Origin of the sequence: Ruoffia sp. FAM 26254, assembly GCF_045528545.1 — a bacterium.
GTDB classification, from domain to species: domain Bacteria; phylum Bacillota; class Bacilli; order Lactobacillales; family Aerococcaceae; genus Ruoffia; species Ruoffia halotolerans.
The window spans coordinates 60060-76463 of record NZ_JBGQQY010000001.1; the positions used below are offsets into that span (position 1 = coordinate 60060).

Annotated in this window: 22 protein-coding genes; 15 read left to right on the forward strand and 7 right to left on the reverse strand. The window is 37.2% G+C overall.

Annotation, left to right across the window (positions count from 1 at the left end):
• Positions 1-112: 112 nt before the first annotated feature.
• The 5 genes from ACEN3Z_RS00340 to epsC all read left to right on the forward strand — a co-directional run bounded on the left by ACEN3Z_RS00340 (position 113) and on the right by epsC (position 3007).
• Positions 113-460, forward strand: coding sequence for a GIY-YIG nuclease family protein (locus ACEN3Z_RS00340; RefSeq protein ID WP_338487132.1), 348 nt, complete (start codon positions 113-115; stop codon positions 458-460).
• Positions 461-483: 23 nt separating this feature from the next.
• On the forward strand, positions 484-1068 hold the full coding sequence (locus ACEN3Z_RS00345) for a helix-turn-helix domain-containing protein (protein WP_138404513.1): 585 nt from the start codon (positions 484-486) through the stop codon (positions 1066-1068).
• Positions 1069-1122: 54 nt separating this feature from the next.
• The gene (locus tag ACEN3Z_RS00350) at positions 1123-1218 is read left to right on the forward strand and encodes a hexameric tyrosine-coordinated heme protein (protein WP_138404543.1); all 96 of its coding nucleotides are present in this window, start codon (positions 1123-1125) and stop codon (positions 1216-1218) included.
• Positions 1219-1533: 315 nt separating this feature from the next.
• A complete protein-coding gene (cysK, locus tag ACEN3Z_RS00355; RefSeq protein ID WP_138404512.1) occupies positions 1534-2454 on the forward strand; it encodes a cysteine synthase A in 921 nt (306 codons plus the stop codon).
• Positions 2438-3007, forward strand: a complete 570-nt coding sequence (gene epsC, locus ACEN3Z_RS00360) for a serine O-acetyltransferase EpsC (RefSeq protein WP_407089088.1) — start codon at positions 2438-2440, stop codon at positions 3005-3007. Before cysK ends, epsC begins: the two co-directional genes overlap by 17 nt.
• Before the next feature lie 51 nt (positions 3008-3058).
• Here the strand turns inward: epsC and ACEN3Z_RS00365 are convergent, their stop codons facing one another.
• Entirely contained in the window at positions 3059-3682 is a 624-nt protein-coding gene (locus tag ACEN3Z_RS00365; protein ID WP_407089089.1) for an NUDIX hydrolase, read from the reverse strand.
• 89 nt (positions 3683-3771) lie between these two features.
• Here ACEN3Z_RS00365 and ACEN3Z_RS00370 point away from each other — a divergent pair, with 89 nt between their 5' ends.
• From ACEN3Z_RS00370 to ACEN3Z_RS00395, 6 genes are all read left to right on the forward strand, one after another.
• On the forward strand, positions 3772-4935 hold the full coding sequence (locus tag ACEN3Z_RS00370) for a tetratricopeptide repeat protein (RefSeq protein ID WP_407089090.1): 1164 nt from the start codon (positions 3772-3774) through the stop codon (positions 4933-4935).
• Between the two features lie 248 nt (positions 4936-5183).
• Positions 5184-5516: a glycine cleavage system protein H gene (locus ACEN3Z_RS00375; protein ID WP_407089091.1), complete on the forward strand. Its 333-nt coding sequence runs from the start codon at positions 5184-5186 to the stop codon at positions 5514-5516.
• Positions 5517-5615: 99 nt separating this feature from the next.
• Positions 5616-6392: a protein-ADP-ribose hydrolase gene (locus ACEN3Z_RS00380; protein ID WP_407089092.1), complete on the forward strand. Its 777-nt coding sequence runs from the start codon at positions 5616-5618 to the stop codon at positions 6390-6392.
• Positions 6392-7282, forward strand: coding sequence for an SIR2 family NAD-dependent protein deacylase (locus ACEN3Z_RS00385; RefSeq protein WP_407089093.1), 891 nt, complete (start codon positions 6392-6394; stop codon positions 7280-7282). The genes ACEN3Z_RS00380 and ACEN3Z_RS00385 overlap by 1 nt, the downstream gene beginning before the upstream one ends.
• An 81-nt stretch (positions 7283-7363) precedes the next feature.
• Complete coding sequence (locus ACEN3Z_RS00390; protein ID WP_407089094.1) at positions 7364-7690, forward strand: Crp/Fnr family transcriptional regulator; 327 nt, start codon at positions 7364-7366, stop codon at positions 7688-7690.
• Between the two features lie 74 nt (positions 7691-7764).
• Positions 7765-8007, forward strand: a complete 243-nt coding sequence (locus ACEN3Z_RS00395; RefSeq protein ID WP_407089095.1) for a hypothetical protein — start codon at positions 7765-7767, stop codon at positions 8005-8007.
• A 24-nt stretch (positions 8008-8031) separates the two neighbouring features.
• On the opposite strand, the gene ACEN3Z_RS00400 is transcribed toward ACEN3Z_RS00395, so the two are convergent.
• From ACEN3Z_RS00400 to ACEN3Z_RS00410, 3 genes are all read right to left on the reverse strand, one after another.
• Positions 8032-8313 (reverse strand): DUF4386 family protein, encoded by a 282-nt coding sequence (locus tag ACEN3Z_RS00400; RefSeq protein ID WP_407089151.1) that lies wholly within the window; start codon positions 8311-8313, stop codon positions 8032-8034.
• A complete protein-coding gene (locus ACEN3Z_RS00405; protein WP_407089096.1) occupies positions 8314-8439 on the reverse strand; it encodes a hypothetical protein in 126 nt (41 codons plus the stop codon). It lies immediately after the preceding gene.
• A gap of 128 nt (positions 8440-8567) precedes the next feature.
• Positions 8568-9746 carry an aminotransferase class I/II-fold pyridoxal phosphate-dependent enzyme gene (locus tag ACEN3Z_RS00410; RefSeq protein ID WP_407089097.1) on the reverse strand — a complete coding sequence of 393 codons (1179 nt, stop codon included), beginning with the start codon at positions 9744-9746 and terminating at the stop codon, positions 8568-8570.
• A 153-nt stretch (positions 9747-9899) separates the two neighbouring features.
• Here ACEN3Z_RS00410 and efp point away from each other — a divergent pair, with 153 nt between their 5' ends.
• Positions 9900-10457 carry an elongation factor P gene (efp, locus tag ACEN3Z_RS00415; protein WP_407089098.1) on the forward strand — a complete coding sequence of 186 codons (558 nt, stop codon included), beginning with the start codon at positions 9900-9902 and terminating at the stop codon, positions 10455-10457.
• A 137-nt stretch (positions 10458-10594) separates the two neighbouring features.
• Here efp and ACEN3Z_RS00420 read toward each other — a convergent pair whose 3' ends face one another.
• Positions 10595-11026, reverse strand: coding sequence for an acyl-CoA thioesterase (locus tag ACEN3Z_RS00420; protein ID WP_407089099.1), 432 nt, complete (start codon positions 11024-11026; stop codon positions 10595-10597).
• An 80-nt stretch (positions 11027-11106) separates the two neighbouring features.
• Here ACEN3Z_RS00420 and ACEN3Z_RS00425 point away from each other — a divergent pair, with 80 nt between their 5' ends.
• Positions 11107-12075, forward strand: a complete 969-nt coding sequence (locus tag ACEN3Z_RS00425; RefSeq protein WP_407089100.1) for an aromatic acid exporter family protein — start codon at positions 11107-11109, stop codon at positions 12073-12075.
• A 174-nt stretch (positions 12076-12249) separates the two neighbouring features.
• Here ACEN3Z_RS00425 and ACEN3Z_RS00430 read toward each other — a convergent pair whose 3' ends face one another.
• Positions 12250-12708 (reverse strand): TIGR00730 family Rossman fold protein, encoded by a 459-nt coding sequence (locus tag ACEN3Z_RS00430; protein WP_407089152.1) that lies wholly within the window; start codon positions 12706-12708, stop codon positions 12250-12252.
• 242 nt (positions 12709-12950) lie between these two features.
• Here ACEN3Z_RS00430 and ACEN3Z_RS00435 point away from each other — a divergent pair, with 242 nt between their 5' ends.
• Positions 12951-14270 (forward strand): DUF1576 domain-containing protein, encoded by a 1320-nt coding sequence (locus ACEN3Z_RS00435; protein ID WP_407089101.1) that lies wholly within the window; start codon positions 12951-12953, stop codon positions 14268-14270.
• Between the two features lie 7 nt (positions 14271-14277).
• Positions 14278-14586 (forward strand): hypothetical protein, encoded by a 309-nt coding sequence (locus ACEN3Z_RS00440; RefSeq protein ID WP_407089102.1) that lies wholly within the window; start codon positions 14278-14280, stop codon positions 14584-14586.
• Positions 14587-14656: 70 nt separating this feature from the next.
• Here ACEN3Z_RS00440 and ACEN3Z_RS00445 read toward each other — a convergent pair whose 3' ends face one another.
• Positions 14657-16144, reverse strand: a complete 1488-nt coding sequence (locus tag ACEN3Z_RS00445; protein ID WP_407089103.1) for a hypothetical protein — start codon at positions 16142-16144, stop codon at positions 14657-14659.
• Between the last annotated feature and the right edge of the window lie 260 nt (positions 16145-16404).

Below are 16404 nucleotides of genomic sequence, written 5' to 3' on the forward strand. Positions count from 1 at the left end.
TGAGTTGATAACCTATCAACCGTGTTTATCTAAAAAGTGAGTCACAATTAGTCTACGGTACGTGGATTGTTAATAGAGTCAGTAAGGATTAAAATAGTCTAGAGGTGGGTATATGGATAAAAAGAGTAGAAAACAATTAATAAATGAGTATAAAAATAGAAAACCAGAGATGGGTATCATCTCCATTAAAAATAATTCAACTAAAGAACGTTTTTTAGACATATCTAAAAGTATACAAGCAGATTTAAATAGTCACCGCTTTAAGCTAAAGGCAAACTGGCACCCTAATCATAGAATACAAGTGTTATGGAATGAACATAGTGAAGCAGACTTTGAGTTCTCAGTCATTAAAGAATTAGAATATGAAGATTCGACGGTAGATTATACAGAAAAATTGGAAGCCATTTTAATGGAATGCTTGGAAGCTGATCATTATGCAAGCAGATTAAATAAAGAATAGAAGAAGGGGTAAGGAAGCGAACCATGGATAATATTAAGATAGGTAATTTGATTGCTCAATTACGACAGGAAAGAGGATTGACTCAACAAGACATTGCGAATGCGTTAAGTATTAGTAATAAGACAATATCAAAGTGGGAGTGTGGTTTAGGAGCGCCCAATATTTCACTCTGGGCAGATTTATCCACCATTTTAGGAGCAGATGTCGTTGATTTAATGGAGGGTGAAATGACTCTAAACGAACCTGATGGTGGGAATATAAATAAAATCCGCTTTTACGTCTGTCCGACATGTCACAATGTTTTAGTCAGTACAGGGAGTGCATCAATCTTTTGCTGTGGAAGAAAGTTGACTCAACTTGAAGTGGTAGAAGATGAACATGCTCCAAATATAAAGACTGAAGTGGTTGATATTGATTATTTTATAACCATTGATCATGAAATGACAAGAAATCATCACATTCTTTTTGCAGCTTATGTTAAAGGGGATAAGTATTTCTTGAACCGTCTTTATCCCGAACAAGATCCGACAGTGCGTATGCCATATATGGCAAATGGTCAGTTATATTTATATTGTATCCAACATGGATTAACTAAGTATTCTATATAAAATATCTAAGCAAACTTGGCTACCTAGTTTAATAGCAGAAACACCTGACGACAGATTTATGCGTCTAACCCAGGTAGCTTAACATTCGCTTCGCAAGTAGTTGCGATTAACTTCCAAACAGTTGCAGCAGCTAACAACTATTGGAAATAAGAGACAGTATAATCCTCAATAATTGTAGTTATTTTAACTACATTGTTGAGGATTTTTTTGGTCAGATAATGTCCTTGAGAAAAAGTCAGGGACACGATATACGATTTTATCCCCTTGAAAAAATCTTAAGGACACAATTCACACTTGCGACCCATTATCCCGTCATTGCATTTAACTCAATGCCTGCCTTCGCTTTTTTGAAGGTCAATAATGAAAGTTTAATGAGCGGTTTCGTTGACTTTAAGGGTTTAAAACGTTACCATTCTAATAGATATTTGATTGACATTTAAACTAAATTATTAGGAGGATTTATATATGTTATTTGAAAATGTTGTCGACGCAATTGGGTATACACCCGTAGTTAAAATCAACGGTCTAGATGATTCTTATGCAGATGTTTATGTAAAACTTGAGAAGAATAATCCAAGTGGATCAGTGAAGGATCGCCCTGTAAAATACATCATTCAAGATTTATTAGATAAAGGTGAACTAAAACCAGGTGGAACAATCGTTGAATCAACAAGTGGTAACACAGGTGTTGGTTTAGCAATGGTTGGAGCAGCGTTAGGTATTAAAGTAATTATTGTAATGCCAGACTCAATGAGTGTTGAGCGTCGTAAACTAATGCAAGCTTATGGAGCAGAATTAGTATTAACACCAGCTTCAGGTGGAATGAGTTTAGCAGGAGAAAAAGCGGAAGAAATTGCTAAAGAGAAAAACGCACCTATCTTCGGCCAATTTAAAAACGAAGCAAACGTAACTTCACATGAAGAAACAACTGCCCGTGAAGTATTAGAAGATGTTCCGGATGTTGATGGTTTCGTTGCAGGTATCGGTACTGGAGGAACAATTACAGGTGTAGGACGCGTGTTAAAAGAAAATAATCCAGAAACAGTTATCTGGTCAGTGGAGCCAGAAGCTTCACCAATCTTAACAAAAGGAGAAGCAGGATCGCATAAGATTCAAGGTTTAGGAGCGAACTTTATTCCAGAAATCCTTGACCAATCTGTCATTGATAAGATTGAGACAGTATCGAACGATGAAGCGATTAATACAGCTGTTGAGTTAGCGAAGTCACAAGGGATCTTAGCTGGATTTTCTTCTGGAGCGAACTATGCAGTAGCATTACGTTTAGCAAAAGAATTAGGGAAAGGTAAGAAAGTAGTCGTTGTATTACCAGATAGTGGAGAACGCTACTTATCTTCTGGGTTTTTCGGCGATGGACAAGCAGAATAATTATAGCGACGAAGCCCTTGAACTCGCGCAATACATTTATGAAAATGACCCTGCCGCAACAAGCGTAGAGGAAGTCACTGACTTATACCCAGGCTTTAAAGCAGTTAAAAATCATTTAGAAGCGCATAAACTTTACTTAGAAGGTGAAATTTATGAAGCACGCAAATTATCAGAAGTGTCTCGAACTGAAACAGGGATAGAAATTCATCCCGGCGCAAAGCTCGGTAAGAATATCTTTATCGATCATGGTATGGGTGTGGTTATTGGTGAGACAGCGATTCTGGGAGACCGGGCTAAGCTTTACCACGGAGTGACTTTAGGTGGAACAGGGAATGAGAAAGGTAAGAAGCGCCATCCAACAATTCAACATGATGTTGAAATTGGAGCTAACGCGACTTTACTAGGTAACATTACTGTTGGTCATCACGCCAAAATTGGTGCCGGTGCCGTCGTATTTAAAGACGTCCCACCGTATGCAACGGCCGTAGGCGTGCCAGCTCGTATTATTCTTCATGATAAAAATTGGAACCGTATCGGGGAATATCAAATTTAAAAACAAAGACGTTCAGTCTCTCTATTGGAGATTGAACGTCTTTTGTGTACATTATTGACCGTCTTTAATAATTTGAATAAATCGGTCAGTGAAATTTGCGGTAAAACCCCATAAAACTTCATCAGGAAAATGGTAAAAAGGAATTTTTTGTTTGACTTCATTAAAGGGATATTTTTCACCTTGCTTAATCAGATGAAATGGAAATTCCTGATTTTCTTCCTTACCCTGATTTTGTGTATACTCAAAACTCAATTGATAAAAAGTGGGTTTGTTTTCCATTAACTGGTCTAAAGGAATTGTGAACAATCTTTCTACTTCAATATTTGGATAAATATCTTCAAAGGCCACACTGGTAATTTCTCCAACGTAACAATAAATAATTCGATTGGCAGCAATAATATAATCGATTTCCCCATAGAGGTTAATGTTCTCACGTTGGATATTTAACTCCTCCATCGTTTCACGAACAGCAGCTTCTTCAGGTGATTCATCCGTTTCAATGCGTCCCCCAGGGAAAGAAGTTTCACCTGGTTGTGAGATATGTTTACTACGAACTTCATACAGCACATGCCATTCATCCTTTATTTTTATGAGCGGGAGTAGAACAGCGTAACCTCTTTGAACTCCGAGTGCTTTAGCATCATAATGTTGGATAATCTGTCGAATTTTCTTCATATTCTCTTCCTTTTACTCTCTCGAAAATATTGTTAAAATGATGCCATTAACGGTATACTATAACTAATATTTGAAATGAGGTGTGAGTTATGTCTTTTGGTAACGATGATAACATTTTTCGTGCATTACAGCAATTTATTGACCAGTATGGAGATGAATTTGAAAATATTGAAAAAGCAATTGAAGCTTTTATGTCGTTTTATAATAAAGGTAATCTAGAAAATGAGATAGAATCAACACCTGAAATGGAATCAGCAGAATTACTCGAACTATCAATGAGTATCGATGATGAGAAGCAGCGCAAGGCTTTATTACGTGAAGCGATTGAGTTGTGGCCAGAAAATTGGAACGCCCATTTAGAACTCATTGAAGGCTCTTTAGTTGAACAAATTGAACAAATTCGTAAACTGGAAATCACAGCGTTTCATAAATGGGAAGAAACAGATCAAGTCGGCTGGATAAATTATGAAGAACGTCCTTACTTAAGATTAAAGTTTATGTTAGCCGTGATTTTATTTAAACAAGGCTTGTTAGAAGAAACGTTAGAACATTTTGAAAACTTATATGAGATTGACGAGATGGATAGTTTAGGGGCACGTTATTATATTATGTCGATTTATTGCCGGACATATGACTTTGAAAGTGCCTATGAACTGTTCTCAGATGTCCCTTACCCAGCGAGTGAAGATGATCGAATGATTATTCCATTGCTTGTTGTGGCAGCTTTGACTAATAATTTGACGTATGCTAAAGATTTATTCTTAGATTTAGAAGAAGCAAATGACAATCTCTTTCAATTATTTATGGACGATTCTTGGCCAATGGATTTAATTTTAGGTTTTGGTGAAGTTGATCATTTCCAAATGAATTCCTTTGAATCTATTGCGGTTGCATTAAATGATATTTTACCTGTCGTAGTTAGCTCAGAGTATTTGTTTGACTGGATGTTGGAGGAGTATGAAGCAGCAGAACCGCATGAGCGGGTGAATTTAAATGAGAAAGTTATTTCGTTTACAGGCGCGTCCAAGCAATACCGAGCACAAACGAATCCATTTACTTATAAGTCCTATCTAGAAATACCCGTTCTGGCAGATGTCGTACATAATGCGGCGGTAACACTTCAAGAAATGGGACTGGTAAAAGTTGAAGATTTCTCAGCATATACTGAAAAAGAGCTCTTAGCTGTGAAGCATATCGGTCCACAAACCATTAAGCAATTAAAAGCAAACGGTGTAAAATTCAAAAAGAAATAAGCACCCCTGATTTAAGCATTTCCGAGCGCAACTTGTGCAGGAAGTGCTTTTATTGTTCTTATAAAATATAATAGAATATAGAGGCTGTATCACTCCTGTATTGAAGGGAATCCAAACCTTGAGATAATTACTTTTAGAGTGTAAAACCCTTTCAGTTTTAACTTGGATATGATACAGTGTTATATATAAAAGTAATACAGATTAAATAAAAAAATACGTATAAATCAGTTGAAATAAAGGAGATTATTATGGAAAGAATTGGGAACTTTTTATTAATTACTAAAGATGGCGATAACTATACAGTGAGTATGTCTGCAGAATTACAAGATGATGTTGGAACCGTTGGTTTTGTGGAATTTAACCAAGAAGATAACTTAGAAGTGGATGATGCGATTTTAAACTTAGAAGCATCAAAGACAGTATTAGAGATTGCATCTCCCATTGCTGGAACAATTGTAGAACGCAATACAGCAGCGGAAGATAATCCTCAATTATTAAACTCAGCGAAAACAGAGGAGAACTGGTTAGTAAAATTAACTAACGTTGACGAAGAAGCATTCAATGCTTTAGAAGAAGCTTAAGCATAAGCAATACATGGACGCATTTAAGTAGGGGCCAAGCCCTTTACTTAAGTGCGTCTACTTTATCTATGAAAATGTGAAATTGAAAGGACGAGTTATATGGAAGCAACCGCAGATCTTGAATGGATGATCCAATATTTATCAAAAGAAGATGATGCCCCTACACTTGAAGAATCGGAAGATGCTTTTAAGAAATGGCGTCATTTGGTCAATGTCCGTCCACCAAAAGCAATCTCGGAAGAGTACTTAGAACATGAGGACCGCTTTCTAAAAGCAAATAATAATCAAGAAGAAGCAGTAGCTTTAGAAGATTTAACGCCAGTTGCAGGAGATAATATTTATCTTTGGAAAGGTGACATTACAACTTTAGCGGTTGATAGTATAGTGAATGCAGCCAATTCAGAGCTGTTAGGATGTTTTATCCCAAATCACAATTGTATAGATAATATTATTCATACAAAGGCGGGTATTCGTTTACGACTTGCATGTCACGAAATTATGACTGAACAAGGGAAGAAGGAACCGGTAGGTAAAGCAAAATTGACCCCAGCCTATCACTTACCAGCCAACTATATCATTCATACTGTTGGGCCAACTGCCAGTGGCAGAGTGACAAGAATCAATCAAAAGTTACTTGCCCAAACATATCAGGCATGTTTAGAGATGGCTGATCATAACCAACTTGAAAGTATTGCTTTCTGCTGTATTTCAACCGGGGTCTTCGGCTTTCCGACTGAGCCAGCAGCGGAGATTGCGATTAAGACAGTTCGTGATTATTTAATTGATCATGAGACAGATTTAAAAGTGATTTTCAATGTGTATGAAGACGAAGATGAAGCGATATATCAAAAGAAATTAATTAAAGGAGACGCATGATGGCAAATTATTGGAAGACCCTTGAAGCAGAGCAAGGAACTTTAGAAGATGGACAAGTGTTACAAGGATTGCTTGATGAAGCGGATGCCATTGTTGTAGGTATTGGAGCTGGAATGTCAGCAGCAGACGGCTTTAAATATATTGGATCGCGCTTTACAGATGCCTTTCCTGACTTCATTGAAAAGTACGGCCTACTAGATATGTTACAAGCAAGTCTGTTTGACTTTGAAAGTGTGGAAGAGTATTGGGCATTTCAAAGTCGCTTCGTTGTCTTAAACTATTTAGATCAACCAGTAGGGCAGTCGTACTTAGATTTAAAAGACATGTTAGAAGGACGCAATTACCATATTATTACAACTAATGCCGATAATGCCTTTGATATAGCCGATTATGATAGTGACCATGTCTTTCACATTCAAGGTGAGTATGGTTTATGGCAATGTTCAAAACACTGTCATCAACAAACTTACCGCGACGATTCAGTAATTCGTGAGATGGTGGAGCAACAGGAGAACATGAAAGTTCCGTCTGAATTAGTACCACACTGTCCAAAATGTGGTGCACCTTTTGAAATTAACAAGCGAAATGAAGAAAAAGGTATGGTGGAAGACGGCGATTTCCATGCACAAAAAGATCGCTATGAAGCCTTTCTAAAAGAAAATGAAGGCAAAAAAATAGTCTTTTTAGAAATCGGTGTGGGACACACAACGCCTCAATTCATTAAACATCCCTTCCAAAAAATGACGGAAGCAAACGACAAAGCATTATTTGTTACAATGAATAAGAAAAATTACCGAATTCCAAAAGCGATCCGCCCGCAAACAGTTCATTTAGCCCAAGACATCGCTAATACGATTCACAAAGCTAAAAACTTCGATGCGGTCAAATAAACATATAATAAAGCACTCGTATCCCAGTGATGCGAGTGCTTTTTAGCATTTGAATGTGGTAATAGATGGGTGAATAATAGAGTGGGAGAAGGTGAAGGAATGACTGATTATTTAACCGAAATTTTGAACGGAATTACTTTAACTCAAGCAGAAGTCGAACAACTAAGCTCCGAAATCGATGTAAGAACATACAAACAAGGAACAATACTCCTTAGGCAAGGTGATGTATCAAAAGAATGTTACTTCGTGTTACAAGGCTGTTTAAGGCAGTTTGCGATTGATGAAGCCGGTGAAGAAAACACTTATAATTTCTCTACACGGAGAAACAGACAGCGATTAATTATAAAAGTTATACCTAGAGGATCCCTTCAGAGTATTCAATTGAATGTGTCGAAGATTCTGTATTGATCGTCGGTGATATTATTAATGAAGATGTGATGTTTCAAAAATAAATTAAATTAATTGTATTTACGCGAGGCTTCATGAAAGAAGACCTAGCAAACATTCAAGATAATAATGCCCGTTTCATTAGCGCCTCACCACAAGAACGTTACTTAAATTTATTAGATACTCGTCCTGATCTCATTGACCGCGTTCCCCAACATCAATTGGCTAGTTCACTTGGAATGAAACCAGAATCATTAAGCAGCATTAAGCGCTGGTTGAACCTTAAGAGCCATGCCTTTTTTGAAGATAAACTAAAGTGCCAAACCCAATTCGCCTAAAGCCATCGGGACCGCTAAAAAGCCTTATAATTGTGAAGCTAGAGCTGTCATGTCTGGTCCGAGTAAAGTTAAAGTATGCATGATAATATAGCTCACACCAGGCAGTAATAATAAATAACCAATTACTTTATGAATCGGTGTTGCTTTCAATACGACATAGGCTAGAACTAACAAAAGCAAGCCGATAATAATTAATCCAAAGCCCCAAATTAAGCTAAAAGCCCGTTCCCCGACAGCGATTGACAGCAGTAAAACGTCTAAATTCGCGTTTGATTGGATAACGATACTTTCTAAATTGACACTAATCTAAAGTAAATAACCGATCGGCATTGCTAAAGTAGCTGTATAAAGCAGTCGCAACCAAGCTACGAGTAGTGAGAAGTTTTCGTGACATTGCCGCATAGATAGTTCTCGTTTTTGTGTTGTTTGCATGTTATTTCTCCCTTTATTGTATAGATTAAGTTTACAAGTAAAGAAGACGTCGGGCATTGACTTAAGTTAAGCTGGAAAAAAGATTACTAGAAAAGAGGATTCTCTAAATCTAGTAATCTTTTAATTTTTTATTTGTTTTCGCGTTTCTCTTTGACAAATACTTCTAAACGTCGCATCGCTTCCTTAATATCATCGATACTTGCAGCATAGCTAAGGCGAACGTGACTTTCGCCTCCGATACCAAAGGCAGATCCCGGTACGAAAGCAACGGCAGCTGAATGAGCTAAGTCTAGACAAAAGTCCATACTATTTTGTTCCAAATCTTCTGGAATACGCGCGAACATATAGAATGCGCCACTTGGCTTAACGATTTTGAAACCTAAGCGTGTCATAAAATCATAAATATAATCACGGCGCATCACATATTTTTCTCGCATCGGTTGAGCGTCGTTCATGCCATTTTCCAACGCTGCACGAGCAGCTAATTGAGAAATCGTTGAGTTTGTGGTGACAAGATTTTGGTGCACTTTAACTAATTGGCTCATAATATTCGCTGGGGCAAAAAGGAGCCCTACACGCCAGCCTGTCATCGCATGAGATTTAGATACACCATTAATCACAATTGTTTGCTCACGAATGTATTTCGCAATCGATACGTGCTCTTCTTCGTAAACTAATTCGCTGTATATTTCATCACTAATGACAAATATTGGTCGATCACGCAGTACATTTGCGAAAGCTTTTGCATCTTCTTCCGTCCAGTTTACTCCCGTTGGATTGGTCGGATAATTTAAGATGATTGCTTTAACGGCATCACCATGCTCTTCTAAAGTATCTTTTAACATCTCTGGTGACATAACAAAATCATTGGCAGCTGTATCCACTTCAATTGGTTCACCACCGGCTAAGTAAATAATTGAAGAATATAAAGTAAAGTAAGGAGAGGGTACAATAATCTTATCTCCAGAATTACAAATCGATTGAAGTGCCGTCGATAGCGATTCAGTCGCCCCAACAGTTACAATGACTTCGTCTTCCCATTGATAATCTAAATCGTACTTTTCTTTAACGAAATTTGCGGCAGCTTGACGTAATCGGTTATCTCCAGGTGTCGATAAATAACCGGTTTGATTGTCTTGAATGGCTTTGATTCCAGCATCTTTAACATGTTCAGGCGTATTAAAATCTGGTTGGCCGAGCGTTAATTTGATGATACCCTCAACTTGGGACGCACTTTCATCGAAGGCCCGAATGGCATTGGGTTTAATTTTAGTTAAGTTAGTATTGAATAAATTATCTAAATTCATTTTAATGTATCCCTCATCTAAAGTTCATTTTTAGTTAGTCTATCACAATTTTAGTTGTTATTAAATGATTTTTTTATAGGATAGCGATATCATAAGGAATTTTATGCTATAATGGGAAGGAATATTTTAGAGACAATAAAAGGAGAATGTGAAATGATTTCTGCAGCAGATTTAAAAGCAGGTATGACATTTATTCAAGATGGAAAATTAATTCGAGTATTAAGCGCAAGTCACCATAAACCAGGTAAAGGGAATACAGTTATGCGTATGAAATTACGTGACGTTCGCTCTGGTGCGACTTATGATACAACTTTCCGTCCGGATGAAAAATTCGAACGTGCTTTCCTTGAAACAAAAGATGTTCAATTCTTATACAGCATGGACGAAATAGCTTACTTCATGGACTTAGAATCATATGAACAATATGAATTACCAGTAGATTCAATTGAAGATGAGTTATTATACTTATTAGAAAATATGGAAGTAAAAATCCAATTCTACGGTTCTGAAGTTATCGGGGTTGAAGTACCTCAAACTGTTACTTTAAAAGTAAAAGAAACTCAACCATCAATTAAAGGTGCAACAGTAACAGGATCTGGTAAACCAGCAACAATGGAAACTGGTTTAGTAGTCAACGTTCCTGACTTCATCGAAGTTGGAGAAGCGTTAATCATCAACACGTCTGAAGGAACTTACCAAAAACGTGCGTAAATAATAGTTAAGGCGGATCTTCGGATTCGTCTTTTTTTTGTAAAAATTAATACAGAATAAAAATATTTTCCAACACAATTTAGCGCCTAGCCATGACACCAGATGGTGTCACGCTGAGCGCTATACTTTTATTATCTTTAGTCTTCTTTTGAATCTGCTTGTGCTTTTTCAAATGCTGCAAGAATATCTGGATGATTACGTTTTAAAGAAAGTGGACGCTGAGTTTCGGCATCTAGGAAACAATGCGATGTTGATCCTGTCGTTGTTAAATCGCCCGTTTCTTTATTATATACTTTATATTCAACTGTCATTCTAACAGGTGTAAAGTGAGATATTCGCAATCGAATGATAGCCGTTGAGCCAAAAGCAAGCATTTGTTTATATTCAACTTGAGCAGAAAGTACTGGAATCATGATGCCTTCGTCTTCCATTTGCTTATAACTGTAGCCAATCTCAGATAACCAAACGAGACGGGCTTCTTCAAACCAACGCAAATAATTGGAATGATGCACAATGCGCATTGCATCTGTTTCATAAAACTGAATTAAATGTTCATATTCAAAAATCATTGTAAGTACCTCTCCTATATAAAATGTGGTATACATGCTATTATATATAAAAGAAAGTCATAATGTAATGGAGGGATTGGATGTCACTTGGACTTCGGACAATAAAGATTACACTGGCGGCCACCATCGCGATTTACATCGCTAAATTTATCGGCTTAGAGAACTCACTGGCGACAGGAATTATTACGATTTTAACTTTGCTAGATACACGTAAAGCGTCTCGTCAGATTTCCCTGACTTATTTAATCGCTACGGTACTTGCTTTTGCGATTGCGACCGTCATATTTTTAATATTTGGGTTTCAAGTCTGGGCATTTGGCCTGTATTTACTCATATTTATTCCAGTTGCTTACAGGATGAATCTTCAAGCAGCCATTGCACCGGTTTCAGTTTTAGTCACGCATTTTGTCATCGCAGAAAGTGTGTCGTGGCAGTGGCAACTCAATGGTGTGCTAATTATGGTGATTGGCGCTGGTATGGCGATTTTATTTAATTTATGGATGCCTAATCAAAAACTAAAATTAAAAAAAGGAATTAAAGAAATTGAAGAAAACTTCCGCGTCGTATTGGAATTAATAAATCAAAGATTACTTGAAAATGATTTTGATATACCTTTAATTCGGGCTGAAGTAGAGCATGTCGATACGTCTATAGAAGATTTCAGACAACTGGCTTTGTCCGAATATGAGAATCAAATATTCACTAAAGACGATTACTTTATTCGCTACGCTCAAATGCGATCTAGACAAGCAGATATATTAAAACGGATGATTGATTCCCTACAACACATTTCATTAAGAACTGAACAAAATACAACCTTAGCAAATATGTTTAAACTCACTTCAGATGAATTTGCGCAAACAAATAGTGGGAAAGGTTTATTAGAAAGTATAAGTGAATTATATAGCTATTACCGGAGCAGCGATTTACCCAAAAATCGAGAAGAATTTGAAACGCGCGCACTCTTATATCATATACTGATTGAATTCGAGCGCTTTTTAGAAATTAAACATAAATTTTACTTAGATAAACATATTCGCAAGTTTTAATCTAGAGGTTACGACCAACCCCTGCGTATAAAACAAGACGGCCCAACAATTGAAGTGTTGGGTCGTCTTTTGTTTTTAATAATTGTAATTTTGAGGCTGAAATGTCCTTGAGAAAATTTCAGAGACCCAATTCCCACTTTAATGTCCCTGAGAAAGTCTCAAGGACACATCCCCCTATGAATGTTCACGAATGAACGTTTCAATCTCTTGAAGCGACTCGGAAAAGAGGAACGTTTCTCGGACTTCAAGTTTAAGGAACTCTTCTTGCACCATGTGGCCAAACTGCTCCTTCAGAGCCTCATAATAGCCGTCGTCATTGTAAAAAACAGTTGGTTTATTAATGAGTCCAATGCGAGTTAAAGAGACGATTTCTGAAATTTCTTCTAAAGTCCCAACCCCACTAGGGAGGGCAATAAAGGCGTCTCTGAGCTCAATCATCCGAGTTTTTCGCTCGGGCATTGTTTGAACAATCTCCATATTCTGAACGTTGGGGTGGTTCGCTTCGATCCCTCGCAACACTTCTGGGATGATTCCTTGGACATCGCCGTTCTCTTCTAATACTGTGTCCGCAACAAATCCCATTAAACCATTCATACTTCCGCCGTAAACGAGCGGATGACCTTGTTGTCCAATCCAGGTTCCTTATCTAGTAGCTGTTAAGCTAAAGTTTGGATTCTTACCAGGGTTCGAGCCGCAATAAACTGTAATGTTCATCCTCATCGTCCTTTCTTATACATAAAATTCGTAACCTCATTATAACGAAAATATGAAGCAAATTTAAAAGTGTCTATTGAGTGTTTTTTTATAATTAATTATTGTGATAAAGATTGAGAATTGGTAATATATTTGTATTAGAATTTTATGGGAGGTTTCGGATGGGAGAAGAGGTTGAAAAAACAAATATGAACGCAAAAATAACTCAATATTTTTTCACTAAAGATTCAGTCAAGGCCAATTTTTTATACTTAGTTTCTTTTATATTTATCATATTTGGTTTGTTAGTAGATCCATTAAATCAAGTATGGGATGGTTTCTTAGCTATTTTAACCTCACCGAGTAATCTGATTACGGATTACTTTGAAGTAGGGGGAATCGGTGCAACTTTTGTCAACGCTGGTTCACTGATGTTGATTAATGCGATGGCAATTAAGCGATTTTCTGCAAAGATAACGGGTCCATTAGTAGCGGCTTTATTTACAGTTATGGGCTTCGCCTTTTTTGGTAAGAATTTATATAATTCAATTCCGATAACACTTGGAACACTGCTTTATAGTCGATACCGAAATATGCCGATAGGTAACTTTTTACTTACATCCTTATTCGCAACGACTTTAGCACCAGTTGTAAGTATTATTACCTTTGGACAAGGTTTGTCATATTGGGTTAGTGTTCCTTTAGGAGTTTTGGTTGGAGTCTTCATTGGGTTTACGATTCATCCAATGGGATCAAGTTTCTTACGTTTTCACCAAGGATATAATTTGTATAATATGGGCTTTACGGCTGGAGTTTTAGGTATGATTATCGCGAGTATTATGCGAGTATTTGACTTAACGACGACTTATGATCCGATTATACAAACTCATTCCATTATCGAAGTTGAAGCATTCTTCGTGGCTTTTTCACTCTTTTTACTTGTTATTGGTTTCATGTTAAATGGTAAGTCTTTCAAAGGATATGGGATATTTAAGAAAGATTCAGGGCGTTTAATCTCAGACTTCGTGACGGATTATGGAGTTGGTTTAACCTTTATTAATATGGGTGTCTTAGGCCTAGCCTCTTTAGCTTATGTTTGGGTTGTAGGAGGTACGCTTGAAGGAGCCGTGATAGGTGGCGTTTTAACGGTTATTGGTTTTGGTACGTTTGGTAAGCATATCTTTAACGTAACACCCGTTGTAATTGGGATATTCGCCATGCAAGTCATGATGGCAGTAGACGAACCTAGTTCAACAGCATCACTTCTTTCGGCCTTATTTGGAACAACTTTGGCTCCAATCGCAGGCCACTATGGATGGAAGGCCGGAATTCTGGTAGGATTATTACATGCAGGGTTAGTACCGAATACGGGTATAACTCATGCAGGTTTAAACTTGTATAACAATGGCTTTGCTGGAGGTTTCGTGGCAGCTACTGTTGTACCTGTCCTAGACGGAATTAGGGAAAGGAAAGAGATGCGTGAGAGAATATCGAAAGATTAAGTTGATTATGAATGAGTTATTGGATTACTTTTATAACAGTGGTATGACACAGGCAAACATTCACTTTGGACTCTTTGATCATCAAAGTGAAATAACAATCACAGGTCAGGTCGATTCAGAACCTTCCGACCTCGATTTTGTTATCGAAAAGTTACGAGCAACTCAACAACCCGAAGTGGAAGATTATTACGAAGACCTATTAGGTTTAAGAGATGACGAATTCCATGTCGATGTTTTGTCAGCACTCATTGATGTTGTCGAATATGATTTTGAAGACAATATTATGATGCTAAAAGCGATACGCAAACATCACTAAAAGGAGCCCGAAGGCTTCTTTTTTTTACAAAAAAACACGAGTGAACCGTAGACCACTCGCATTGTGTATATTATTCAAAATAATAAACAATTAAATCATTCGTTTGATGCAATACTTTGTAATCAGTTAACTGATACTTCTCTAAGACTGATTGGATTAAGTCTTCTTGCTTAAGTTGCGTACTATTAGTATAAATCGTTAAAGGCTCACCTAGGTCATGCGCCTCCATCACAGGCATGTCACTAGCGTCTGTCGACTCCAGTATCATAGGATAGACCTCATCATGTAAGGCGAGTTGGGGTGAGTATTCTGCGATTTGCCAGCGTGAAGCACTAAAGACCATCGCCGAATTGGTGGGATTTTCAAGAATACTTTGTGTTAAAGCCCCTTGATCTGAATATTGAAAGTAAACTGTCTCACGCTTGAAACCAAGTAAGACGATTAAACTTAAACCAAGAATGGTCATGGCAGTACTCCAAGGCTTACTTAAAATCGCCCGCAGGGAAAAGTAAATCACTAACACAACCGCCACAGCGACGACTGAATAAATTGGGTAAATGTAGCGGGCGGTATGATAATGAGATAAATCTTGAACGAGAAAGATATATAAGCCCATAGGCAGAATAATCATTGCAATTTGTAAGAAAGTCACTCGATTAATTAAGGTCTTGCTTTGCACACAAAGTAGAATAATACAGCCAATTAACACACCGATAAAGATTGGTAGCGACACATCAGCAAGTAAATCCTCTTGCACAAAACTTAAATATAATTTCAAATTCTCTGTGAAATTCGCATTATTGGCATTATTTAATACTTCAACACCTCGATTCGAAGTGAAAATATGTGAAAAGACCGCTGGGAAAATACCCCAAGCAACCCCAATTGCGCCTACTTCTATAACGCCCAGTATAATTGCTTTTTTAAATTCCTTAATCATTAGAAGGCCAATACATGCGACCGCCACAATAAAGAAGGCATACAAATAGAAATAATAATGAGTCAAAGCGCCCAATAAAGTAGCGATAAATATAGGTATCAAAAGAATTATCGTATGTGATTTATTAGAACGGCTATACCGTAAAAGTAGATATAACAAACTAATGACGAAAAAGCCCATCAGATGATACATCCGAATAAATAACATCGAACTTAACCCACCTATACTCAACCCCCAGAACAAGCCAGCAAAGATACTTAAATAAAAATTCTTCGTTAAGTAATAGATTGAGAAAAATAATACAATCACTGTCGCTATATGCGCCCCTAAATTAAGCGTTAAGCCCACCATCGGTGAAAAGCCACCTTGCCAAAAAGAGGCAATCGTGTGGAATAATAAATAATATAGCGGTGGATGCACGTCATTGACTTGATTAGACATTACCGACCCATATTCGAACGCTGTTGCGTGGTTAGGCATCAAGTAGTTTTGATAATACGTACTTGGCGTCCATTCATTGATTGCAGTTGGAAAGGGATTGTAGTAACTGTTGCTGAGACCATAAGAGTATATTTCATCAATATGAAAGCCTTGTTTAGCAAAAGCAAAGTGAAGCATTACGTAGACTAAAAGACCTAAAGATACGAGGACAGTCCCCCAGCGGAATAAATAATGTGTTCGTTTAATAGGTTGACCCTCCTTTCAAGCGTGTTTTCAAATGCAGTCATTATAAAATATTTAAAAACCTTATGCAATAAAATATTTTATTCAACAAAAAAGCGTAGAACAAAGGAACTATCCCTTATATTCTACGCTCAGCGTTTATTCAGGAACTAATTCAACAATCACACCTAAACCAGAGGTATCATTAAAGCTCA